This window comes from Aeromonas sp. TS_SC_11, from assembly GCF_057318915.1.
In genome coordinates this window covers 1,097,501-1,120,191 of the sequence record NZ_CM170470.1, presented here as the reverse complement: position 1 = coordinate 1,120,191, position 22,691 = coordinate 1,097,501, and the positions used below count along the sequence as shown (strand labels likewise).

The window sequence follows — 22,691 nt, the reverse complement described above, 5'->3', positions numbered from 1 at the left end:
TAGATAAACAAAAACCGCGACATGAGCCGCGGTTTTTCATTTTCCGACCAGATTACTTCTGCTGACGCCGCATGGAGTCGAAGAATTCGTCGTTGGTCTTGGTGGCCGCCAACTTGTCGATCAGGAACTCTATGCTGTCGATCTCACCCATGGGATGGATGATCTTGCGCAGGATCCACATCTTCTGCAGCTCATCACCGGTGGTCAGCAACTCTTCCTTCCGGGTGCCGGAACGGGTGATGTCGATGGCCGGGTAGATGCGCTTCTCGGCAATCTTGCGCGAGAGGTGCAGTTCCATGTTGCCGGTACCCTTGAACTCTTCGTAGATAACCTCGTCCATCTTGGAGCCGGTATCCACCAGCGCGGTGGCTATGATGGTCAGGCTGCCGCCTTCCTCAACATTGCGAGCGGCGCCAAAGAAGCGCTTGGGTCTGTGCAGGGCGTTGGCATCCACACCACCTGTCAGTACCTTGCCGGATGACGGAATGACAGTGTTGTAGGCGCGAGCCAGACGGGTGATGGAGTCCAGCAGGATGACCACATCCTTCTTGTGCTCGACCAGACGCTTGGCCTTCTCGATAACCATATCGGCAACCTGAACGTGACGGGAAGCAGGCTCGTCAAAGGTGGAAGCGATCACTTCACCCTTCACCATGCGCTGCATCTCGGTCACTTCTTCCGGACGCTCATCGATCAGCAGGACGATCAGTTCACAGTCCGGGTGGTTGTAGGCAATGCTCTGGGCGATGTTCTGCAGCAGCATTGTCTTACCGGCCTTGGGCGGCGCCACGATCAGGCCACGCTGGCCTTTACCGATGGGGGAAGCCAGGTCCAGCACACGAGCTGTGATATCTTCGGTAGAACCGTTACCCCGTTCCATGCGCAGACGTTCGTTGGCATGCAGGGGGGTAAGGTTTTCAAACAGGATCTTGTTGCGGACGTTTTCCGGACGGTCGTAGTTGACCTCGTTGACCTTGAGCAGCGCGAAATAACGTTCGCCCTCTTTCGGTGGCCGGATTTTGCCGGAAACAGTATCGCCGGTTCGCAGGTTGAAACGGCGGATCTGGCTCGGGGAGACATAAATATCGTCCGGGCCAGCCAGATAGGAGCCATCTGCACTACGCAGGAAGCCAAAACCGTCGGTCAGGATTTCCAGCACACCGTCGCCAAAGATATCTTCGCCACCCTTGGCGTGCGCCTTGAGGATTGCGAAAATAATATCTTTCTTGTGCGCCCGAGCCAGATTTTCTAACCCCATGGATTCGCCAAGCTTTACCAGCTCGGACACAGGAGTGTTCTTTAATTCAGTCAGATTCATAGTGGTGAAAGTCTGTAAGCAAGGATTGAAATGAGGAGACAGTCTGCTGGATTGATGCTGATCGGATTTGACTTGCCAGGCTGCTGCTAAGCAAAGAGTCAGGCAAAAAGGTTAGCAAACGAACGATAAGCTAGCACCAATCGGGATGAGCGTCTAGGTGATAAAACACAAGGAGCGCATTATTGCAATGCGCTCCTTTTTGATTATTACAGGTTAACGTCCAGAAACTCTTTCAGCTGCGTCTTGGACAGGGCGCCGACCTTGGTCGCAGCCACTTCGCCATTCTTGAACAGCAAGAGGGTCGGAATACCGCGAATGCCATACTTGGGCGGCGTATCGGCGTTATGATCGATGTTCAATTTCGCCACTGTCACACGACCGGCATACTCTTGGGCGACTTCGTTCAGGATCGGGGCAATCATCTTGCACGGACCACACCATTCGGCCCAGAAGTCGACCAGAACGGCGCCATCGGCTTTGATTACATCTGCCTCGAAGCTGGCATCGCTCAGCTGAACAATCTTGTCACTCATCTCCAACTCCAGTCAGTAATTAAGGCTTTATTGACGTATCAACAAAGGCAATAGTTGCCCTATTTGAAATGATCCTGTTTATTATTGCAAGCCTAACCTGATAACCTACCGCCATGAGCAAAACACACTTAACGACCGAAAAATTCGCCCAAATGGGCCTCGAACCCGAAGTTCTGGCTGGTCTGGAATCAAAGGGATTTCACTATTGCACGCCCATCCAGGCGCTGTCTCTGCCACTGCTGGTAGAAGGTCATGACCTCGCTGGTCAGGCCCAGACCGGGACCGGCAAGACCATTGCCTTCCTGGCCGCGACATTCAACTATTTGCTGACCCACCCGCTGAGCAATCCCCGTCTGGTTAACCAACCCAGAGCCATCATAATGGCGCCCACCCGGGAACTGGCAGTGCAGATCTACAACGATGCCGACACCATTTCTGCATCCACCGGCCTGAAACTCGGCCTCGCCTACGGTGGCGAAGGTTACGACAAGCAGCTGGCCGTGCTGGAGCAGGGCGTCGACATCCTGATCGGCACCACGGGTCGCATCATCGACTACTTCAAGTCCAAGGTCATCGATCTGAGCAATATTCAGGTCGTGGTGCTGGATGAAGCGGATCGCATGTTCGATCTGGGGTTCATCAAGGACATCCGCTTCCTGTTCCGCCGCATGCCTGCCCCGACCGAGCGTCTGAGCATGCTGTTCTCCGCCACCCTCTCCCTGCGGGTGCAGGAGCTGGCCTACGAACACATGAACCACCCGGAACATGTGCAGATAGAACCGGAGCAGATGACAGGCATCCGTATTCAGGAGGAGCTGTTCTACCCCTCCAACGAAGACAAGATGCTGCTGTTGCTCTCCCTGATGGAAGAAGAGTGGCCGGAAAAAGCCATCGTCTTCGCCAACACCAAGCATGTCTGTGAAGACGTGCATGCGTGGCTGGAGAATGACGGTCACCGCGTCGGTCTGCTGACCGGTGACGTGCCGCAGAAGAAGCGGATGAAGATCCTGGAAGACTTCACCAAGGGAACCCTGGACATACTGGTCGCTACCGACGTGGCTGCCCGTGGTCTGCACATTCCAGATGTGACCCACGTCTTCAACTACGACCTGCCCGACGATGCCGAAGACTATGTACACCGTATCGGTCGTACCGGTCGTGCCGGCAAGAGCGGTCACTCCATCAGCCTGGCCTGTGAAGACTATGCCTTCAACCTGCCGGCCATCGAGGAGTACATCCACCACCCGATCCCGGTCAGCAAATATGACCGTGAAGCGCTGCTGGATGACGTGACTGCCCCGAAACGGGTCGTTCGCAACCGTCAGCCGGTGAACCGCAACATGCGGGATCGCCAGGGCGGTGGCAACAGCAACAACCGTCGTCGTCCGCCACGCAAGAGCTGAAGGACAGGCCCAGTTGCACAACTCGCCTCTCTATGCCGCCATTGACCTCGGCTCCAACAGCTTTCATATGCTGGTGGTGCGCGAGGTCGCCGGTGCCCTGCGCACCGTCACCAAGGTCAAGCGCAAGGTTCGCCTCGCCGCCGGGCTCGATCCGGAATTTCGTCTCAGCCGTGCCGCCATGGAGCGGGGCTGGGACTGCCTGCGTCTGTTCTCCGAGCAGCTGCAGGACATTCCGGCCGACAATATACGGGTGGTGGGCACGGCCACTCTGCGCCTTGCCACCAACGTCGACGAGTTCCTGAGCGAAGCGGAACGGGTGCTCAACCACAGCATAGAGATCATCTCTGGCGAGGAAGAGGCCAAGACCATCTACGAGGGTGTCTCCTGGACCTCGGCCGGGGAAGGCAACCGGCTGGTGATCGACATCGGCGGCGCCAGCACAGAGCTGGTGATTGGCGAACACAGTGAAGCGAAACTGCTCAACAGCCTGCACATGGGCTGCGTTACCTGGCTCAACAACCACTTCGGTGATGGCAAGCTGAGTGAAGCCCGCTTTGCGCAGGCGATTGCCGCCGCCAAGGCGGTGCTGGAGAAGGTGGCGGAAGATTACTGCGTCCTTGGCTGGCGCACCTGTGTCGGCGCCTCCGGCACTGTACAGGCGCTGCAGGAGATCATGCTGGCGCAAGGGAAGAGCGAGCGGGTCACCCTGCCCAAGTTGCAGGAGCTGATGGGTCAGGCCATCGCCTGCGGCAGGCTGGACCGGCTGCAGCTGGAAGGACTGGCGGCCGAGCGGCTGACCGTGTTCCCCTCCGGTCTCGCCATCCTGATCGCCATCTTCGAAACCCTGAACATAGAGAGCATGACGCTGGCGGGCGGTGCCTTGCGCGAAGGGCTTATCTACGGTCTGCTTGGCAACAATCACGACTGCGATGCCCGGGATCGTACCGCCGACAGCCTCATCAGCCGCTATCAGCTGGATAAAGAGCACGCCGAGCGGGTACGTGACACCGCCATAGAAGCGTTCAATCAGCTGCAACCGGCCTGGCGCCTCTCCAAACGCTACGGTCGGCCTATCCTGCGTTATGCGGCCCTGCTGCACGAGATTGGCCTCTGTATCGAGTACAAGAAGGCCCCGCAACACGCGGCCTACATCATAGACAACATCGACATGCCGGGTTTTACCCCTGCACAGAAGAAGTTGTTGTCGGCCCTGCTGTTCAACCAGCGGGATGAATTCAAGCTGGAAACCCTGGAGAAACAGGGTGCCGTCACGGGTCGTCAGGCGATCCGGTTGGCCCGCATCCTGCGCATCTCGCTGATCCTCTGCATGCGCCGTACCCAGGGCACAGTACCCAACTTCACCCTGCAGGCCGAGGAAGAGGCGTTGACCCTGACCCTGCCCAAGGGGTGGATGGACGAGCACTATCTGCGCGCCAGCGAATTGCGTCTCGAAGTGGAACGCCAGCAGAAGATGGGCTGGCCTACTAGCTTGCTGGAAGCCTGACCCAGAAACTTGCTCGTTTGGGAGCCGATCATGCCGGATTACCAACCCATCAGCTGCGATCTCTACGACTGGCTTGAAATTGCCGCCAGCTGGCAATTGCCGGTGACTCTCGCCAGCCGCGATGGCCACCAGTGGGATGACAAGATCCGCACCATCGAAGCCAGCGAGGGTGTCGAGTATCTGCTGCTGCACAGTGGCAAGCGACTCAGCCTGGGGGATCTGGCGACCCTGCGCCTGAGCTGGCAAGGGGAAGAGAAGCTGATCCGCTTCGCCCCAACCAACTGAATCCAGTACGAAAAAGGAGGGCCAACATAACGTTGGCCCTCCTTTTTGCATCCGCGACTCAGGCCGGCAGTTAACCCGCCGCCAGCGCTGCCATCACGTAGACATCGAAGCGGTTGCTCTTGGTCTCGATGGCCATGCTGGGCTTGTGCTCGTTGAGCCAGCCTGCGTAGTCGGGGCGCTTCACCACCACCCGCTTGTCCGCCATCTGCAGCGCGGCCGGCAGCAGGGCATCGGCGTCGAGATCCGGCCCCACCAGCGACTGGAACACCCGCATCTCTTTCTTCACCAGCGCCGACTTTTGCTTGTGAGGGAACATGGGATCGAGGTAGATGACATCGGGCCGTTCCGGCAACGCCAGCAGGTTGTCCACCGCCGGCCCTTGCAGCAGACGCATCCGCTCGCTGACCCAGGGACCTATCTCGGGATCCTGTGCCGCCCGCATCAATCCATCCTGCAACAGGGCCACCACCACGGGGCTGCGCTCAATCAGGGTCACCTTGCAGCCGAGGGAGGCCAGCACGAAGGCGTCGCGGCCGAGTCCGGCGGTGGCATCCACCACGGTAGGCATTGCACCGGCCTTGAGCCCGACCGCCTTGGCAATGGATTGACCGCGCCCGCCGCCAAACTTGCGGCGATGGGCCACCGCCCCTTCCACGAAGTCCACATAGACGGCACCCAGCTTGGGTTCGTCCAACTTGCGCAGCTCCAGCCGCTCAGGAGTAAACACCAGCGCAAACTGGGGATAGTCGGTCTGGTTCAGCTGGCTGGCCAGCACTTGTGCCTGCGCGGCCTTGGTGGGGTCTTCGAGGAGGATTTGCATGGTCTTTGAAGGCGTTCTAAGTTCAGTGAACCGAGTGTACCACAGCCCCTTTCCATCGCTGTAGGGAGGAAAACCCCATGCACCTGCTCATCGCCCTGCTGCTCGCAGCACAGAGCAGCACAGACCTGAAGGTATGCGGGGTAGACTGGCCCCCCTTTTCCTATGCGGAGCAGGGACGTCTGACCGAGGGGATATCGGTGGAGATCCATCGGGAGGTTGCCCGACGTCTGGGGATGAATCTCACCCTGATCGAGTTGCCCTGGGGGCGTTGCGAGCAATATGTCAGAACCCGGCTCGCCGACGGCATTCTGGATAATGCCCCGCTGTCAGAGTGTCATCACTCGGATCTCGCTACCGCTTTTTATCCCCTGGCCGCCTATGTGCGCACCGACAGCCCCTTGCAACGTTTCTCATGGGACTTGGCCAAAGGGATGAAGGTCGGCATGGTCAGGGGCTATGACTACACGGAGAAAATCAAGAACCATACCGGCTGGGTGCCAATCAGGGCTCACTCGGACAAGCAGCTGCTGTTGCTGCTCGAAAAGAGCCGGGTCGACATGATCATCCTGGATTACTTCTCTGCCCCCATCTTGTCGAAGGAGCAAGATGTCCAGATCCGCGCCCTCTCCCCCTTCATCGACTCGACTCCGCTCTACCTCTGCTTTGGCGAGCAGAGGGCAGCACTGCTGCCCACGTACAACAAGGCCCTGCAACAGATGCTGGAAGAGGGGATACTGGATCGTATCTATCTGCGTTATCTCGGTGAAGACTATCAGACACTGAAGGGCAGGCAGGACAAGCTGAAACCGGCAGAGTGATCATCTGCTAGCTGATCTGCAGGAACATGCTCTTGTCGTTGAGTTGCAGATATTCGACCAGATCGTCATAGGCCAGCGGGCGGCTGAGCAGGAAACCCTGAGTGAAGGCACACCCCTTCTGGCAGAGGAAGTTGAGCTGCTCGCGGGTCTCCACCCCCTCGATCACCACCTGCATGCCGAGGTTGTGCACTATGTTGATGATGCCGTCGAGCAGCAGCTTGTCCTGTTCGTTGAACGGGATATGGCGCACGAAGGCCCTGTCAATCTTGACCAGATCCACAGGGAAGTTGCGAAGATAGTTGAGGGCCGAATAGCCGGTGCCGAAGTCGTCGATGGCCAGCTTGCAGCCCGCCTCGCGCAGGGCATCGATCCGCACCCTGTGCTGATCGCTGGTCTCCATCAGCAGAGATTCGGTGATCTCGATGACGATGTCGCAAGGGTCGAGTCCGAAGTGGTGGATCACCTTGAGCCACTCGCTCGCTTCCGGATCTATGGTCTGGAACTCCAGGGTGGAGCGGTTGATCGACATCTGCAGGTTCGGGAAGCCGGACTGCTGCAAGCGCGCCAGATCCCGGCATGACTGCCACAGCACCAGCGCACCCAGCCCCTGAATGAGCCCAGCCTCTTCCGCCAGCGGAATGAAGTCCGCCGGTGAGACCTGACCCCAGTGCGGGTGATACCAGCGCACCAGCGCCTCCAGCTTGGCCACCCGGCCGCTGCGGTTGTCCCAGATGGGCTGATAGGCCATGGTCAGCTGCTCCAGCTTGATGGCCTCCGCCAGATCCTGCTGCATCTGGTGGCGCTGGCGCACCTCTTCCCGCATGGAAGCGCAGTAGCTGCCCAGCATCCGCCCCTGCCGCTTGGCGGCAAACAGCGCCTGCTCCGCGTTGCGCAGCAGCTCGTCGCTCTCGACACCATCCTCCGGGCAGAGGGTGATGCCTATGGTGGCCGTCACATAGAGGTGCTGGTTGGCCAGCATGAAGGGGCGGGCAAAGCCGCCGATCACCTGTTTGGCAAACACCTCGGCCTGACGGCGGTTGACGATGCCGGGCACCAGAAATGCGAACTCGTCGCCGCCGATGCGGGCCACCAGATCTTCGGTGCGCACCCGGCTCACCAGCCGATCCGATACCTCTCGCAGCAGGGCATCACCAGCGTGGTGATCCATGCTGTTGTTGACCGCCTTGAAGTTGTTGAGATCCAGTACCATGAGCGCGAAGCGCTCGCCCCGCTCGCAGAAACGGGTGAGGCAGCGACCAAACAGCCAGCGGTTGGGCAGGCCGGTGAGGTTGTCGTAGTTGGCCTGGGCGGCGATCTTCTGTTCCGCCAGCTTGGTCTGGGAGAGATCGCTGAAGATGCCTATGTACTGGCTGATCTTGCCCCCTTCCCGCAAGGTGCTGATCATCAGCTGCTGGGGGTAGAGCTTGCCATTCTTGCGCTTGTTCCACACCTCCCCCCGCCAGACGCCCACCCGCTCCAGCGCATGGTACATGTCGGCATAGAAGGCCTGATCGTGCAGCCCGGATTTGAGCATGCTGGGACGCTGGCCGCACACCTCCTCCCCGCTGTAACCGGTGATCTGCTCGAACGCCGGATTGACCGAGATGATGCGACTGTCGGCATCACACACCAGAATGGCTTCGGAGAGGTTGTCATAGACCCGGTGGGAGAGCTTGAGCTGCTCGGCATGGCGCTTGAGGGGATCGATATTTTCCAGCACCACCATCAGGTAGTCGGGCTGCAAATGTTCATCCCGCACCAGAGTGACGGTCACCCGCCCCCACAGCACCTGGCCATCTCTATGCAGGTAACGCTTCTCCTGGGTGAAGGCGGTGCGCTCGCCACGCTTGAGCTCTGCGTAACAGGAGACGCTGCGCAACCAGTCTTCAGGGTGGTTGAGTTCGGCGGCGGTACGGTGCAGCAGCTCGCTCTGGCTGTAGCCCAGCATCTTTTCGATGGCCGGGTTGGTCCAGAGGATCTTGCCATCCAGATCCAGCTTGCCGATCCCCACAGGGGCGTGGGACATCATGGTGTGCAGGAAGTGGTGATACTCGGGCTGGCTCTGCACCGGCTGCTGCTGAAACATCAGCGCCAGCTCACGGCCGGCCAGTGGGGCCAGCAGTCGCAACAGCCCCATCACCTTGTCCATGTTGGCGAGCGGCCGTTTGAACAGCACGCTGCAGATGCCTATGGTCTCGCCCTGGGCATTCTTGAGGGCGATCCCCGCATAGGCCTGGATGTGCCAGGCCTGCAACACAGAAGCATGGGGGAACAACTGCTGGACGCGGTCGCTGAACCAGGCCTCCCCCTCTTGCAGGGTGATTTCCCCCGGGGTGGCGCTGACCGGAAAAGTGAAGCTTGTGGTGTCGAGAGATGCGGGATGGGCGGCGTGGACCTTGAAAAACAGCCCCGCTTGATCCCTACCTGAAATCAGGACGAAGTCGGCCCCGATCGCTGCTGCGATTTCACTCACAAAGGTATCGAAATATCCCTGACCACTCGAATGAGACAGACTTGAGATGATTTGATAGACAGACTCGAGTGCTCGCCTCATGGCAAGGTTCTTTCTCTCCCTGGAAGGTAGAACCCGACTCTACTCAAGAGGCGGGGACAGTGCAAACATGCACTCCGCAAGATATTAAAAAGCCTTGAGAAAAGGGACCAAAAGGTCCCTTTTTATCTCAAAAATCACGCGGAGATCCCACTATGCCGCAAAAGTGTACCTGCTTGAAGCTCAAGGCCGCCTGGGGCACTGAGTCTCACGCGGCAATCCCGCTATGGCGCAGCAGAGCATCCACTTGGGGCTCGCGGCCACGGAAGGCCCGGAACAGCTCCATCGGCTCCTTGGAACCGCCCTTCTCCAAGATGTTCTTCAGGAAGGATTGGCCTGTGGCCGGATTGAAGATCCCCTCCTCCTCGAAGCGGGAGAAGGCATCTGCCGACAACACTTCGGCCCATTTATAGCTGTAGTAACCCGCCGCATAGCCGCCCGCAAAAATGTGGGAGAAGCTGTGCTGGAAACGGTTGAACGCAGGGGGCGTCATCACGGCCACCTGGCTGCGCACCTCGGCCAGCAGAGTCGGGATCTGATCAGGGTTGGCCGGGTCAAACTCCTGGTGCAGACGGAAGTCGAACAAGGCGAATTCTAGCTGACGCAACATCTGCATGGCGGCCTGGAAGTTGCGGGCGGTCAGCATCTTCTCCAGCAGATCGGCAGGCAATGGCTCGCCGGTCTCATGGTGGCCGGAGATAAAGGCCAGCGCTTCGGATTCCCAGCACCAGTTCTCCAGGAATTGACTCGGCAGCTCCACCGCATCCCAGGCCACGCCGTTGATGCCGGCGACACCGGCCACGTCGATCTGGGTCAGCATGTGGTGAATGCCGTGGCCAAACTCGTGGAACAGAGTCACCACCTCGTCGTGGGTAAACAGGGCCGGTTTGCCATCCACAGGGCCGTTGAAGTTGCAGGTCAGGTAGGCAACCGGCTTTTGCAAGGATCCATCCTGACGGTAGCGACGACCCAGGCAGACATCCATCCAGGCGCCGCCCTGCTTGTGCTCACGGGCATAGAGGTCGAGGTAGAAGCTGCCGCGCAGCTCATCCTCGGCATCGAAGATGTCGTAGAAACGCACGTCCGGATGCCAGGTGTCGATGCCGAGACGCTCGCGCACCTTGATGCCGAATACCCGCTTCACCACCTCGAACAGCCCTTTTACTACCTTGTTGGCAGGGAAGTAGGGGCGCAGTTGCTCGTCGGAGATGGAGAACTTGTGCTGCTTGAGCTTCTCGGCGTAATAGGGAAGATCCCAGGCTGCCAGCTCGCGCTGACCGTGATGCTCGGCGGCAAAGGTGCGGATCTCTTCCAGCTCGGCCTTGCCTTGCGGCAGGGATTTGGCTGCGAGATCAGTGAGGAAACCCACTACCTGTTCGGTCTTTTCCGCCATCTTGGTGGCGAGCGACAACTCGGCATAGTTGCCAAAACCCAGCAACTGGGCCAGCTCGCGACGCAAGGTGAGCAGCTCTGTCATGATGGCGGAGTTATCCCATTTGCCGGCGTTCGGGCCCTGATCCGAGGCGCGAGTGGTGAACGCCTCGTACAGCTCGGCACGCAGTTCGCGGTTGTCGGCATACATCATTACCGGCAGATAGGAGGGGATATCCAGGGTGAACAACCAGCCCTGCTGACCCTTCTGCTCCGCCAGCTGACGGGCGGCAGCCAGTACGCTTTGTGGCAGACCGGCCAGTTCGGCCTCGTCACTCACCAGCTTGGTCCAGCCCTGGGTCGCATCCAGCACGTTGTTGCTGAAGCGGGAGGCGAGCTCGGAGAGGCGGGCCTGGATTTCACCGTAGCGCTGCTGCGCCTCGGCGGGCAGACCGATACCGGACAGACGAAAATCGCGCAGGGTATTCTGGATCTCCTTGCGCTGGGCACCATCGAGGCGAGGGAAATCATCGCTCTCAAAGAGGGCCAGATAAGCCTGATAGAGGCCTTCATGTTGACCGACATAGGTCTGGAATTCGGACAGCAGCGGCAGGCAGGCGTCGTGGGCCGCGCGCAGCGCTTCGCTGTTGAGGACGGAGTTGAGATGGCTGACCGGCGACCAGACTCGTGCCAGGCGGTCATTCACCTCTTCCAGCGGGGCAATCAGGCTGTCCCAGGTATGGGAATCGCGCTGGGCCAGCACATCGGTGATCTTCTGTTTGCAATCGGCGATGGCCTGCGTCACGGCAGCTTGCACCTGTTCGGGCTGGATCTGGCTGAAGGGGGGCAGCGAGTCCATTGTCAGCAAAGGGTTGTTCATCCTGCGGTACCTCTAAATTCTCTTACAGCCCCTGCCGTCCAGAAGCCTGCTTGGACTACCTAAGATGTAGGCAGGAACCTCATTAATCAAGCCTTTGCCGCCGTGAACCGGGTAAGTTGCCCACTTTTCGCGAAAACATGCTCATTAAAGCAGCGATCAGGCAGTCAGAGACGACAATGCCGGCCCAGGGGCCGGCATTGTGAGGGAAATGAGATGGCGGACATCAGCGTCTGGCGTCTTCCTGCAGCCACTGGGCAACCCGTTTGGCGAAGTAGGTGAGAATGCCATCGGCACCGGCTCGCTTGAAGCAGAGCAGGGACTCCATGATGCTCTCCTTCTCCTTCAGCCAGCCGTTCTGGATCGCCGCCATGTGCATGGCGTACTCGCCGCTCACCTGATAAGCAAAAGTCGGCACGCCGAACTGATCCTTCACCTGACGGATCACGTCCAAGTAGGGCATGCCCGGCTTGACCATGACGCTGTCAGCCCCTTCCTGAATATCCAGCGCCACTTCGTGCAGGGCTTCGTTGCTGTTGGCCGGATCCATCTGATAGGTGGCCTTGTTGCTCTTGCCGAGGTTGCCGGCAGAGCCCACCGCATCGCGGAACGGGCCGTAGTAGCAGGAGGCATACTTGGCGGAGTAGGCCATGATCTGGACATTGATGAAGCCGTTCGCTTCCAGCGCGGCGCGAATCGCGCCGATGCGGCCATCCATCATGTCGGACGGCGCAACGATATCGGCCCCAGCGGCCGCGTGGGAGAGCGCCTGCTTCACCAGAATTTCCGTGGTGATGTCGTTCAGCACATAGCCTTCATCATCGATGATGCCGTCCTGACCATGGGTGGTGAAGGGGTCGAGTGCCACGTCGGTGATGACCCCCAGCTCGGGGAAACGAGCCTTGAGGGCGCGGGTCGCCCGCTGGGCCAGACCGTCCGGACTGTAGGCCTCTTCCGCCAACAGGCTCTTGCTCTCCATCGGGGTCACCGGGAAGAGCGCAATGGCGGGCACGCCGAGGGCGACCAGCTCTTCGGCTTCCGCCAGCAGCAGGTCGATGGACAGACGATCCACCCCCGGCATGGAGGTGACGGCCTCACGACGGTTCTCCCCCTCCAGCACGAACACGGGATAGATGAGATCGTTAGCGGTCAGTACGTTCTCGCGCACCAGACGACGGCTGAAATCATGTTTGCGCACCCGGCGCAGGCGGCGACCCGGAAAGGCGCCCGGAAGAGTTGTAGCCATGAATCACTCCTGAAGAGGAAGTTGGAAGAACGCGGCGGAGGTGGCCCGGGTATGGGCCAGCAAGGCCTCGGGCGCTTCACCACGGCAGGCCGCCACCACCTTGGCGATATGCGGCAAATAAGCGGGTTCGTTGCGTTTGGGTCTGGGTTTCAAATCCCGCGGTACCAGATAGGGGGCGTCTGTCTCTATCATCAGCCGGCCGGCCGGAATGCGCGCCACCTGTTCCCGCAGCAGCTGACCACGGCGCTCGTCGCAGAGCCAGCCAGTCACCCCGATATGCAGTCCCAGCGCCAGACACTCGTCCAGCTCCTCGTCGGAACCGGTGAAGCAGTGCAGCACGGCCCCCGGCAATCTGGGCAGCCAGGGACGCAGGATCTCGATAAAACGGGTGTGCGCATCGCGACAGTGCAGAAACACCGGCATCCCGAGCTCGGCCGCCAGTGCCAGCTGGGCGTCGAATACCGCATCCTGCACCGGACGGGGGGAGAAATCGCGGTTGTAGTCGAGGCCACACTCGCCGATGGCGACCACCTGCGGCAGTGTCGCCAGCTCGCGCAAGGTGGGGAGGGTCGCATTATCGACGCTTTTGGCATCGTGAGGATGCACACCGGCGGTGGAGAAACAGTAACCCGGCCACAGCGCAGCCAGGTCAGCGCTTTCGCGGCTACCGGCCAGATCGGTACCGGTCAGGATCAGTGCCTCCACCCCGGCGGCACGGGCGCGTTCCACCAGTTCAGGCTGTTCACCGGCAAACTGGCTGCTGGTGAGGTTGAGACCAATGTCGATCATGGGATGAGATGTTCCGAACAAAAGGAAGACATATCAGGTATTTGAAAACCATCTACTCGATGGGGCATCACCATACGCCTCGAACGGGGGCATGAAAAGAGGAAGGGAGCCTCAGCTCCCCTCTTCCGTTTGTTCCTGTTGCTCCTCATCCTCTTTCTTCACATAGAAACGGGCGAAGAATAGACCTATCTCCCACAAGGCCCACATGGGAATGGCGAGCAGGGTCTGGGAGAAGACATCGGGTGGCGTCAACAACATGCCGACCACAAATACCCCGACGATGACGTAAGGACGCTTCTCCCGCAGGCTCTTGGGAGTGGTCACTCCTGTCCAGCACAGCAGTATGGTAGCCACAGGTATCTCGAACGCCACCCCGAACGCGAAGAACAGGGTCAGCACGAAGTCCAGATAGCTGGCGATGTCGGTCGCCACCGTCACTCCGGCGGGCGCCGTACTGGTGAAGAAGCCGAACACCAGCGGGAACACCACGTAGTAGGCAAACGCCATTCCGCTGTAAAACAGCACTGCGGTGGAGACGACCAGCGGCATGATGAGACGCCGCTCATGCTTGTACAAACCAGGGGCGATGAAGGCCCAGGCCTGGTAAAGCAGATAGGGGATCGCCACAAAGAAGGAGACCACCAGAGTCAGCTTGATGGGTGTCAGGAAGGGGGTCGCCACATCCGTCGCAATCATGCTGGTGCCTGCCGGCAACTGGCTGAGCAGCGGCTGGGCTACGAAGTCGTAGATATTGTTGGAAAAGTAAACCAGACAGACAAACACCAGCAGGATGGCCGAAATGGCATGCAGCAACCGGGTTCTCAGTTCGATCAGATGACTGATCAGAGGTTGTTCGGCCTGACTCATGGCTTCACCTCCTCTTTTTTGTCAGCAAGGACATCCGTGCTCTGAACGGTTGTCACCATGGGCGCCTCATCATGAGTCATGGCCGCGGCAGGTTGTGCAGGTTGTGCAGGTTCAGCCTTCACCTCGGCAGCAGCCGGGGCAGGATGGATGGTATTTTGCTGTTCATAGGGACGGGTCACCGATTGTGCCGCCGCCTTCAACTGCTCGATAGACTCCTGCAACTCGGGGCTCAGGTTGCTCATCTGCAACTGTTCGGCCTTCTTCAGGTCGTTGTGCAGCTCTTGCAACCTCAGCTCCTGCTCCAGCTCGGACTTGACCGAGTTGGCAGTGCTGCGGATCAGTCTGATCCAGTGGCTGGCGGTACGGATCGCCACGGGCAGCCGCTCGGGACCGAGCACCACTAGGGCGACGATGCCGATGACAACCAGCTCCCAGAAACCGATATCGAACATGGCTTAAGCCTGATCTTTGTCTTTCTGCTTGGCGGCCTCGGCTCTGGTGGCCGCATCGTTCAGCTGTTTCGGATCGAAATCTGCATCCTTCTCGGCCGGCTTGGCCTCGGGTTCATCAGACATGGCTTTCTTAAAGCCTTTGACGGCCGCGCCCAGATCACCACCGATCCCGCGCAATTTCTTGGTGCCGAACAGCAAGACTACGATGGCCGCGATGATCAACAATTGCCAAATACTGATACCACCCATGATATTTCTCCAAAATTGGCGCCAAGGGGCGCGAGTGTGTTATTGACGAGCACGATACTGATACCAGCACGCAATCTTTCCAAACTGGCACTTGAGGTGTGCAAGCAGGCAATTAGTGTGAACGGGCCTTGAACCACCCCAGCAACCAGCATAATCCGGCACCAGCCAGGCTGATTTGTCCCCATTCAATGTGTTGTTTTTGGGTCAGCAAGAATACACCCACCAACAGCAGGCTGGCTCCAACCCCTAAGAGGTAGCGTGCTTGCCCCTGCCGCCGGCTGTGGCGGCGAAAATCGGCAAACATCTGGTCGAAGTGGCGCTGCTGGTGACGGGTCTGGCGCAGTGTCTCGTAGACCAGCTCGGGCAGCTCCGGCAGCTTCTCCGCCCAAAACGGCGCCTTCTCCTTGATGGCATTCCACACTGCTTTCGGCCCGACCTGCTCCTGCATCCAGTTTTCCAGATAAGGCTTGGCAGTCTGCCACAGGTCCAGCTGGGGATAGAGTTGACGACCCAGCCCCTCCACATAAAGCAGGGTCTTTTGCAGCAGCACCAGTTGCGGCTGCACCGCCATGTTGAAGCGACGGGCTGTATTGAACAGGTTGAGCAGCACGTGGCCGAACGAAATCTCGGACAGCGGCTTCTCGAAAATGGGTTCCAGCACGGTGCGAATGGCAAATTCGAATTCATCCACCTTGGTATCGGGTGGTACCCAGCCAGACTCCACATGCAGCTCCGCCACCCGGCGATAGTCACGGTTGAAGAAGGCGAGGAAGTTCTCGGCCAGGTAGCGCTTGTCTTCCCGATTCAGGGTGCCGACGATGCCGCAGTCTATGCCGATCCAGAGCGGATTGTCGGGATGCTCATAGGAGACGAAAATGTTGCCCGGGTGCATGTCGGCGTGGAAGAAACTGTCACGGAACACCTGGGTGAAGAAGACTTCCACACCCCGCTCGGCCAACAGCTTCATGTTGGTGCCGTTGGCTTCCAATGCAGGAATGTCGGAAACCGGTATACCGTAGATGCGCTCCATCACCAGCACATGCTCACGGCAGTGTTCGGTGAACACCTCGGGCACGTAGAGCGCATCGGAACCGGTGAAGTTGCGGCGCAGCTGGATGGCATTGGCCGCTTCTCGCATCAGGTTCAATTCGTCGAGTATGGTCTTGCGATACTCTTCCACCACCTCGATGGGGCGCAGGCGCGTGCTCTGGGGTACGAAACGGGCCACCAGACGAGCCAGGGTCTGCATCAGACGCAGGTCGGCCTCGATGACCGGCTCTATATCCGGGCGGATCACCTTGATGACGATCTCGCGGCCATTCTCCTTCAATCGACCGGTATGGACCTGGGCGATGGAGGCCGAGGCCAGCGGTGTCTCGTCGAAATCGTCGAACAGCGTTTCGACGGGGCAACCCAGGCTCTCCTCGATCTTGAGACGGGCCGCCTGACCGCAGAAGGGGGGAACCCTGTCCTGCAACATGGCCAGCTCTTCGGCGATATCCGGCGGCAGAAGATCGCGCCGGGTCGACAGCATCTGACCGAACTTGATGAAGATGGGGCCGAGAGCCTCGAAGGCGAGGCGAATGCGGGCGCCCCGGCTAAGATCGGGCTGCTTTTTCTTGAGCCAGAACAGGCTGCGACGAGCCAGACGACCCGGCCAGGGTTGATAGCGGGCAGGTACAAGTTCATCTATGCCCTGCTCCAGCAGTATGGTGATGATGCGATAGAGGCGCTTGAACTCCTTCGGGGTCATCAGGCCACCTGCTGTTCGAAGCGTGCCAGTCGCAGCTCGACGGCCTTGAGCTGCTGGGCCAGGACCTCGACGTCATCGTTGAAGCTCGCCACCTCCAGCGGACCGGGAGCGAGGCGGATCTCTTCGGTCAGGTATTCGGCCAACTGACGCTGGGAGCGGCACAGCTCGCGCCCCAGCACGCGGCGCGCCTGACGGGCACCGCTGAACAGGGTGTGAGCCAGCACGTCGCCGGTATAGCGCGACAGCTCCTCTTCCCAGTCGATATCCAGCTCGCCAAGCAAGACGCTGAACGCCTGCACCAGCTGGGGATCGCCGCTCAGGTCGAGCTTCTCCTCGCGGATATAACGGGTAAGAGCGGACGGGTCTTTCAGCAGACCGAGGGCGGTCAGCGACAGGCTGAGCACGGCATCGGCCTCACCCTCATGCTGAGCCAGCACATCGAGCCGGCGATCGGAGAAGACGAACCAGAGCGGTTTGAGCTCACGCAATTCCAGCTTGAGCACCTTGCCCGTCAGCTTGCGCAACCGCTCCAGGCTCTGCTTGTCGAACGTCAGCAGCTGATTGAGGCTGGTTTCGATCACGGCAGTGACCATGGCATCCATCGGCATAGGCAACCTTAAAACTTGTAACCGCGGTGCAGGGCAACCACACCCTGGGTCAGGTTGTAGAACTCAACCTGCTCGAAACCGACATTTTCCATCATCCCCTTCAGGGTCTGCTGGTCCGGGTGCATGCGGATGGATTCCGCCAGATACTTGTAGCTTTCACCGTCATTCGCGACAAGTTCGCCCATTTTTGGCAACAACTTGAAGGAGTAGAGATCGTAGAGCTTGGCGATCACCTCGCTGGCCGGCTTGGAAAACTCCAGCACCAGCAGACGGCCACCCGGCTTGAGCACACGGAGCATGGAGGCCAGCGCCTTGTCCTTGTCGGTCACATTGCGAAGGCCGAAGCCGATGGTGATGACATCGAAGTGATTGTCCGGGAAGGGCAGCGCCTCGGCGTTGGCCTGCACGTAAGAGACGTTGTTCGCCACCCCCAAGTTGCGCAGCTTGTCGCGGCCAACCTTGAGCATGGAGTCATTGATATCTGCCAGCACCACCTGACCTGTCTCGCCGACGATGCGGGAGAACTTGGCGGTCAGATCACCGGTACCACCGGCCAGATCCAGCACCTTCTGGCCCTTGCGCACACCGGAACAATCGATGGTGAAGCGCTTCCACAGGCGGTGGATGCCGAAAGACATCAGATCGTTCATCAGATCATACTTGGCTGCCACCGAATGGAAGACGCCGGCAACCAGAGTTTCCTTCTCGGTCGCGGCCACGGTTTTAAAGCCAAAATGCGTTGTCGTAGTCTGTTCTGACATCCCTTAAACACCCATAGAGCAAAGAATGGTCGCCAGTTTACCAGAGCCAATGGCGTGCGGACACCTTAAACCCGGCTGGCGACCAACTGCATCCCCAGCAACACCATGGCCAGACAGAGGAAGAGATTGAGACCGATATTGAGCAGCGCTTTCAGATAGGCCCCATGTTGGGCCAGCACCACCGTATCGAGGGCAAAGGAAGAGAAGGTAGTCAGGGCCCCGAGGATCCCCACCATCAACAATGGCTTCATAGGGTGTTCCACCACATGACCGTGACTGATGAGGGCAAAGGCGATACCCATGATGAAAGAGCCCACCACATTGACCACCAGGGTGCCGTAGGGGAAATGGCGACCCAGCAATAACGCCATCAGCTCGGATATACCAAAGCGCAGGCAGGCACCGATGGCACCACCGGCTGCAACAAATAACCAGGTTTGCATGGGGCAGACTCCGTAATATCAGGCCGACATTATGCAAAATATCCACAGCAGAGGACAGACAGGCAATTAATCGACACAGCAGTGCCGTCTTAGCGGCGAAAATCGACCGGCTCGACCCGATCCAGATGGAGTGAGGTCTGGGCTGGCCTGGTCTCGGCAATCACCCGACCATGGCGAATGGAGTAGCGCACCGGCACCTGACGGCGCACTGCATCAAAGCCATTCTCGGCGGGCAGGATCAGCAGATTGGCCGGCTTGCCCACCTCGATGCCGTAGCGATCCTGCACATTCAGGGTACGGGCGCTATGGCTGCTGATCAGTTTCAAACTGTCGTTGATCTGCTCATAACCCATGATCTGGCACACATGCAGCCCCATGTGCAGCACCTGCAGCATGTTGGCGGTGCCCATGGGATACCAGGGATCGAACACATCATCGTGGCCGAAGCAGACATTGATGTTGGCCTCCAGCATCTCCTTCACCCGGGTAATGCCACGACGCTTGGGATAGGTATCGAACCGTCCCTGCAGGTGGATGTTCACCAACGGATTCGCGACGAAGTTGATGTCCGCCATCTTGAGCAGCCGGAACAGGCGGGAAGCATAGGCCCCGTTGTAGGAGTGCATGGCTGTGGTATGGCTGGCGGTCACCCTATGGCCCATGCCGCGCTCGTAAGCCAGGGTCGCCAGGGTCTCGATAAAGCGGGACTGCTCGTCATCGATCTCGTCACAATGAACATCCACCAGAACCTGATACTTCTCGGCGAGATCGAAGATGTAATGCAGACTTTCGACCCCGTATTCCCGGGTGAACTCGAAATGGGGTATGGCGCCAATCACATCGGCTCCCAGCCTGAGCGCCTCTTCCAGCAAGGCCTTACCGTTGGGATAAGAGAGGATCCCCTCCTGCGGGAAGGCGACGATCTGCAGCTCGACCCACTCCTTCATCTCCTCCCGCACCTCCAGTATGGCTTTCAGGGCCACCAGATTGGGGTCGGAGACATCCACATGGGTGCGGACAAACTGGATGCCGTTGGCGATCTGCCATTTCAGGGTCTGGATGGTCCGCTGCTTCACATCTTCATGAGTCAGCAGCGCCTTGCGCTCGGCCCAGCGCTCTATCCCCTCGAACAGGGTACCGGACAGATTCCAGCTCGGCTCCCCAGCAGTCTGGGTAGTGTCGAGGTGAATATGAGGCTCGATAAAAGGTGCAATAGCCAGGCCTGCTTCCCCATCCAGCTCCCGGGCAGACAGAATATGAGTGCTCATGGGCTCGATGGCCCGGATCAACCCATCCTGACAGAGGATTTGCCACAACCCCTCCCTGTCAGTCAGACACACATTCTTTATCAGCATGTTTTTCATCCTTTTTCTGACACCTATTACCTTTCCAATCGACAACTTAGCTCGGATCAATTTAATAGAACAGCATTCACGTTGAATACATATGAAGCTGACACTATTGGCAAACGGCAACAATAAAAGGAATTGACCGGAATGAAGGCAGGATTGACCGAAATAGGGGCCTCGGATCAGACCCGTCTCTATCTGGATGCCAGAAAAATCTCAGTAAACTGAGAAACGCAGATGCAAAAAAGCCTCCCGATTGGGAGGCTTTAATATTTACTGGTGCTGATACCCAGAGTCGAACTGGGGACCTCATCCTTACCAAGGATGCGCTCTACCAACTGAGCCATATCAGCACACTAACCGGTAAAGACCGCACTGCGTGCGTTATCTAAATCTCTCGTCCGCAACAACCTTACGTTGTCACACGACCAACCACATCGCTGTGATTGCTTAATTGAAGCCTGGCAGTGTCCTACTCTCGCATGGCGAATGCCACACTACCATCGGCGCTACCGCGTTTCACTTCTGAGTTCGGCATGGGATCAGGTGGTTCCACGGCGCTATGGCCGCCAGGCAAATTCTTCAATCCAGAAAGCTGACGTGAATAACGATTTGCCTATTGGCTTCGCTATCACTGAATTAGGTAGTAGTTCTTCAATTTGCTACAAGCCTTAGAACACTTCTTGGGTGTTGTATGGTTAAGCCTCACGGGTAATTAGTATGGGTTAGCTCAACACGTCGCCGCGCTTACACACCCCACCTATCAACGTTGTGGTCTCCAACGGCCCTTTAGGACCCTCAAGGGGTCAGGGATGACTCATCTCAGGGCTCGCTTCCCGCTTAGATGCTTTCAGCGGTTATCGATTCCGAACTTAGCTACCGGGCAGTGCCACTGGCGTGACAACCCGAACACCAGAGGTTCGTTCACTCCGGTCCTCTCGTACTAGGAGCAACTCCCTTCAATCATCCAACGCCCACGGCAGATAGGGACCGAACTGTCTCACGACGTTCTGAACCCAGCTCGCGTACCACTTTAAATGGCGAACAGCCATACCCTTGGGACCGACTTCAGCCCCAGGATGTGATGAGCCGACATCGAGGTGCCAAACACCGCCGTCGATATGAACTCTTGGGCGGTATCAGCCTGTTATCCCCGGAGTACCTTTTATCCGTTGAGCGATGGCCCTTCCATTCAGAACCACCGGATCACTATGACCTACTTTCGTACCTGCTCGACCTGTCCGTCTCGCAGTTAAGCTGGCTTATGCCATTGCACTAACCTCCTGATGTCCGACCAGGATTAGCCAACCTTCGTGCTCCTCCGTTACTCTTTGGGAGGAGACCGCCCCAGTCAAACTACCCACCAGGCACTGTCCGCGAGCCCGATTCAGGGCCCTGCGTTAGAACATCAAACATACAAGGGTGGTATTTCAAGGACGGCTCCAGCGCAACTGGCGTCACGCCTTCAAAGCCTCCCACCTATCCTACACATGTAGGTTCAATGTTCAGTGCCAAGCTGTAGTAAAGGTTCACGGGGTCTTTCCGTCTAGCCGCGGGTACACCGCATCTTCACGGCGAATTCGATTTCACTGAGTCTCGGGTGGAGACAGCATGGCCATGGTTACACCATTCGTGCAGGTCGGAACTTACCCGACAAGGAATTTCGCTACCTTAGGACCGTTATAGTTACGGCCGCCGTTTACCGGGGCTTCGATCAAGAGCTTCGCTTGCGCTAACCCCATCAATTAACCTTCCGGCACCGGGCAGGTGTCACACCCTATACGTCCACTTTCGTGTTTGCAGAGTGCTGTGTTTTTGATAAACAGTCCCAGCCATCTGGTCACTGCGACTCCCAACTGCTCCATCCGCAAGGGACTTCACTGTCAAGAGCGAACCTTCTCCCGAAGTTACGGTTCTATTTTGCCTAGTTCCTTCACCCGAGTTCTCTCAAGCGCCTTGGTATTCTCTACCCGACCACCTGTGTCGGTTTGGGGTACGATGACTTGTAATCTGAAGCTTAGAGGCTTTTCCTGGAAGCAGGGCATCAATGGCTTCACCACCGTAGTGGCTTCGTCTCGTGTCTCAGTGTTGTGTCTCCGGATTTGCCTAGAAACACCACCTACGCACTTTCACCAGGACAACCGTCGCCTGGCCCACCTAGCCTTCTCCGTCCCCCCATCGCAATTACAAGTCGTGCAGGAATATTAACCTGCTTCCCATCGATTACGCCTTTCGGCCTCACCTTAGGGGTCGACTCACCCTGCCCCGATTAACGTTGGACAGGAACCCTTGGTCTTCCGGCGAGGAGGCTTTTCACCCCCTTTATCGTTACTTACGTCAGCATTCGCACTTCTGATATCTCCAGCATACCTCTCGATACACCTTCGCAGACTTACAGAACGCTCCCCTACCACTCATACATAAGTATGAATCCGCGGCTTCGGTGCCTGGTTTGAGCCCCGTTACATCTTCCGCGCAGGCCGACTCGACTAGTGAGCTATTACGCTTTCTTTAAATGATGGCTGCTTCTAAGCCAACATCCTAGCTGTCTGAGCCTTCCCACATCGTTTCCCACTTAACCAGAACTTTGGGACCTTAGCCGGCGGTCTGGGTTGTTTCCCTCTTCACGACGGACGTTAGCACCCGCCGTGTGTCTCCCGGATATTACTTACTGGTATTCGGAGTTTGCATGGA

Annotated in this window: 19 protein-coding genes, 1 tRNA gene and 2 rRNA genes (1 of these 22 cut by a window edge); 4 read left to right on the top strand and 18 right to left on the bottom strand. The window is 58.4% G+C overall.

The annotated features are described in order from the left end of the window. Positions 1-52: 52 nt before the first annotated feature. Complete coding sequence (rho, locus tag AC1P02_RS05290; RefSeq protein WP_005320670.1) at positions 53-1,318, bottom strand: transcription termination factor Rho; 1,266 nt, start codon at positions 1,316-1,318, stop codon at positions 53-55. A gap of 206 nt (positions 1,319-1,524) precedes the next feature. Then, entirely contained in the window at positions 1,525-1,851 is a 327-nt protein-coding gene (trxA, locus tag AC1P02_RS05285) for a thioredoxin TrxA (RefSeq protein WP_005320671.1), read from the bottom strand. A gap of 113 nt (positions 1,852-1,964) precedes the next feature. On the opposite strand from trxA, the gene rhlB reads away from it, so the two are divergent. Genes rhlB through AC1P02_RS05270 form a run of 3 tightly spaced genes read left to right on the top strand, consistent with a single transcriptional unit; the run spans position 1,965 to position 5,043 of the window. After that, on the top strand, positions 1,965-3,254 hold the full coding sequence (rhlB, locus tag AC1P02_RS05280) for an ATP-dependent RNA helicase RhlB (RefSeq protein ID WP_011899248.1): 1,290 nt from the start codon (positions 1,965-1,967) through the stop codon (positions 3,252-3,254). Between the two features lie 13 nt (positions 3,255-3,267). Then, on the top strand, positions 3,268-4,758 hold the full coding sequence (gene gppA / locus AC1P02_RS05275) for a guanosine-5'-triphosphate,3'-diphosphate diphosphatase (protein ID WP_485184389.1): 1,491 nt from the start codon (positions 3,268-3,270) through the stop codon (positions 4,756-4,758). 30 nt (positions 4,759-4,788) lie between these two features. Continuing rightward, the gene (locus tag AC1P02_RS05270) at positions 4,789-5,043 is read left to right on the top strand and encodes a Rho-binding antiterminator (RefSeq protein WP_265453175.1); all 255 of its coding nucleotides are present in this window, start codon (positions 4,789-4,791) and stop codon (positions 5,041-5,043) included. A gap of 70 nt (positions 5,044-5,113) precedes the next feature. Here the strand turns inward: AC1P02_RS05270 and AC1P02_RS05265 are convergent, their stop codons facing one another. Beyond that, on the bottom strand, positions 5,114-5,863 hold the full coding sequence (locus tag AC1P02_RS05265; protein ID WP_485184388.1) for a class I SAM-dependent methyltransferase: 750 nt from the start codon (positions 5,861-5,863) through the stop codon (positions 5,114-5,116). 77 nt (positions 5,864-5,940) lie between these two features. On the opposite strand from AC1P02_RS05265, the gene AC1P02_RS05260 reads away from it, so the two are divergent. Further along, positions 5,941-6,681: a substrate-binding periplasmic protein gene (locus AC1P02_RS05260; protein ID WP_485184386.1), complete on the top strand. Its 741-nt coding sequence runs from the start codon at positions 5,941-5,943 to the stop codon at positions 6,679-6,681. A 7-nt stretch (positions 6,682-6,688) separates the two neighbouring features. Here the strand turns inward: AC1P02_RS05260 and AC1P02_RS05255 are convergent, their stop codons facing one another. The 15 genes from AC1P02_RS05255 to AC1P02_RS05185 form a co-directional block, all read right to left on the bottom strand. Then, the gene (locus AC1P02_RS05255) at positions 6,689-9,235 is read right to left on the bottom strand and encodes a sensor domain-containing phosphodiesterase (protein WP_485184384.1); all 2,547 of its coding nucleotides are present in this window, start codon (positions 9,233-9,235) and stop codon (positions 6,689-6,691) included. Between the two features lie 205 nt (positions 9,236-9,440). Next, positions 9,441-11,483 carry an oligopeptidase A gene (gene prlC, locus AC1P02_RS05250; RefSeq protein ID WP_265453300.1) on the bottom strand — a complete coding sequence of 681 codons (2,043 nt, stop codon included), beginning with the start codon at positions 11,481-11,483 and terminating at the stop codon, positions 9,441-9,443. Positions 11,484-11,706: 223 nt separating this feature from the next. Continuing rightward, a complete protein-coding gene (gene hemB, locus AC1P02_RS05245) occupies positions 11,707-12,726 on the bottom strand; it encodes a porphobilinogen synthase (protein WP_485184382.1) in 1,020 nt (339 codons plus the stop codon). A 3-nt stretch (positions 12,727-12,729) separates the two neighbouring features. After that, the gene (locus AC1P02_RS05240; protein WP_485184380.1) at positions 12,730-13,515 is read right to left on the bottom strand and encodes a TatD family hydrolase; all 786 of its coding nucleotides are present in this window, start codon (positions 13,513-13,515) and stop codon (positions 12,730-12,732) included. Positions 13,516-13,626: 111 nt separating this feature from the next. Continuing rightward, complete coding sequence (gene tatC, locus AC1P02_RS05235; RefSeq protein ID WP_005320700.1) at positions 13,627-14,382, bottom strand: twin-arginine translocase subunit TatC; 756 nt, start codon at positions 14,380-14,382, stop codon at positions 13,627-13,629. Further along, positions 14,379-14,834 carry a Sec-independent protein translocase protein TatB gene (gene tatB / locus AC1P02_RS05230; RefSeq protein WP_448764916.1) on the bottom strand — a complete coding sequence of 152 codons (456 nt, stop codon included), beginning with the start codon at positions 14,832-14,834 and terminating at the stop codon, positions 14,379-14,381. Before tatB ends, tatC begins: the two co-directional genes overlap by 4 nt. A 3-nt stretch (positions 14,835-14,837) precedes the next feature. After that, on the bottom strand, positions 14,838-15,083 hold the full coding sequence (gene tatA / locus AC1P02_RS05225; RefSeq protein ID WP_005320705.1) for a Sec-independent protein translocase subunit TatA: 246 nt from the start codon (positions 15,081-15,083) through the stop codon (positions 14,838-14,840). A 112-nt stretch (positions 15,084-15,195) separates the two neighbouring features. Next, a complete protein-coding gene (gene ubiB, locus AC1P02_RS05220; protein ID WP_275908099.1) occupies positions 15,196-16,836 on the bottom strand; it encodes a ubiquinone biosynthesis regulatory protein kinase UbiB in 1,641 nt (546 codons plus the stop codon). Continuing rightward, positions 16,836-17,444, bottom strand: coding sequence for a ubiquinone biosynthesis accessory factor UbiJ (locus AC1P02_RS05215; RefSeq protein WP_282789434.1), 609 nt, complete (start codon positions 17,442-17,444; stop codon positions 16,836-16,838). Before AC1P02_RS05215 ends, ubiB begins: the two co-directional genes overlap by 1 nt. A gap of 8 nt (positions 17,445-17,452) precedes the next feature. Continuing rightward, positions 17,453-18,205, bottom strand: coding sequence for a bifunctional demethylmenaquinone methyltransferase/2-methoxy-6-polyprenyl-1,4-benzoquinol methylase UbiE (gene ubiE / locus AC1P02_RS05210; RefSeq protein WP_485184376.1), 753 nt, complete (start codon positions 18,203-18,205; stop codon positions 17,453-17,455). A gap of 65 nt (positions 18,206-18,270) precedes the next feature. After that, the gene (gene crcB / locus AC1P02_RS05205; protein WP_058395818.1) at positions 18,271-18,648 is read right to left on the bottom strand and encodes a fluoride efflux transporter CrcB; all 378 of its coding nucleotides are present in this window, start codon (positions 18,646-18,648) and stop codon (positions 18,271-18,273) included. Between the two features lie 89 nt (positions 18,649-18,737). Further along, positions 18,738-20,003 (bottom strand): cytosine deaminase, encoded by a 1,266-nt coding sequence (locus AC1P02_RS05200; RefSeq protein ID WP_485184375.1) that lies wholly within the window; start codon positions 20,001-20,003, stop codon positions 18,738-18,740. Positions 20,004-20,274: 271 nt separating this feature from the next. Then, positions 20,275-20,350: transfer RNA gene (locus tag AC1P02_RS05195), tRNA-Thr, on the bottom strand. A gap of 106 nt (positions 20,351-20,456) precedes the next feature. Continuing rightward, a 5S ribosomal RNA gene (rrf, locus tag AC1P02_RS05190) occupies positions 20,457-20,571 on the bottom strand. A 120-nt stretch (positions 20,572-20,691) separates the two neighbouring features. Further along, positions 20,692-22,691: ribosomal RNA gene (locus tag AC1P02_RS05185) — 23S ribosomal RNA — on the bottom strand (it continues 890 nt past the right edge of the window).

Coding starts and splice junctions, on each gene's coding strand:
- rho (WP_005320670.1), bottom strand. CDS start 1,318: ATGAATCTGACTGAATTAAAGAACACTCCTGTGTCCGAGCTGGTAAAG.
- trxA (WP_005320671.1), bottom strand. CDS start 1,851: ATGAGTGACAAGATTGTTCAGCTGAGCGATGCCAGCTTCGAGGCAGAT.
- rhlB (WP_011899248.1), top strand. CDS start 1,965: ATGAGCAAAACACACTTAACGACCGAAAAATTCGCCCAAATGGGCCTC.
- AC1P02_RS05270 (WP_265453175.1), top strand. CDS start 4,789: ATGCCGGATTACCAACCCATCAGCTGCGATCTCTACGACTGGCTTGAA.
- AC1P02_RS05265 (WP_485184388.1), bottom strand. CDS start 5,863: ATGCAAATCCTCCTCGAAGACCCCACCAAGGCCGCGCAGGCACAAGTG.
- AC1P02_RS05260 (WP_485184386.1), top strand. CDS start 5,941: ATGCACCTGCTCATCGCCCTGCTGCTCGCAGCACAGAGCAGCACAGAC.
- AC1P02_RS05255 (WP_485184384.1), bottom strand. CDS start 9,235: ATGAGGCGAGCACTCGAGTCTGTCTATCAAATCATCTCAAGTCTGTCT.
- prlC (WP_265453300.1), bottom strand. CDS start 11,483: ATGAACAACCCTTTGCTGACAATGGACTCGCTGCCCCCCTTCAGCCAG.
- hemB (WP_485184382.1), bottom strand. CDS start 12,726: ATGGCTACAACTCTTCCGGGCGCCTTTCCGGGTCGCCGCCTGCGCCGG.
- AC1P02_RS05240 (WP_485184380.1), bottom strand. CDS start 13,515: ATGATCGACATTGGTCTCAACCTCACCAGCAGCCAGTTTGCCGGTGAA.
- tatC (WP_005320700.1), bottom strand. CDS start 14,382: ATGAGTCAGGCCGAACAACCTCTGATCAGTCATCTGATCGAACTGAGA.
- tatB (WP_448764916.1), bottom strand. CDS start 14,834: ATGTTCGATATCGGTTTCTGGGAGCTGGTTGTCATCGGCATCGTCGCC.
- tatA (WP_005320705.1), bottom strand. CDS start 15,083: ATGGGTGGTATCAGTATTTGGCAATTGTTGATCATCGCGGCCATCGTA.
- ubiB (WP_275908099.1), bottom strand. CDS start 16,836: ATGACCCCGAAGGAGTTCAAGCGCCTCTATCGCATCATCACCATACTG.
- AC1P02_RS05215 (WP_282789434.1), bottom strand. CDS start 17,444: ATGCCGATGGATGCCATGGTCACTGCCGTGATCGAAACCAGCCTCAAT.
- ubiE (WP_485184376.1), bottom strand. CDS start 18,205: ATGTCAGAACAGACTACGACAACGCATTTTGGCTTTAAAACCGTGGCC.
- crcB (WP_058395818.1), bottom strand. CDS start 18,648: ATGCAAACCTGGTTATTTGTTGCAGCCGGTGGTGCCATCGGTGCCTGC.
- AC1P02_RS05200 (WP_485184375.1), bottom strand. CDS start 20,003: ATGCTGATAAAGAATGTGTGTCTGACTGACAGGGAGGGGTTGTGGCAA.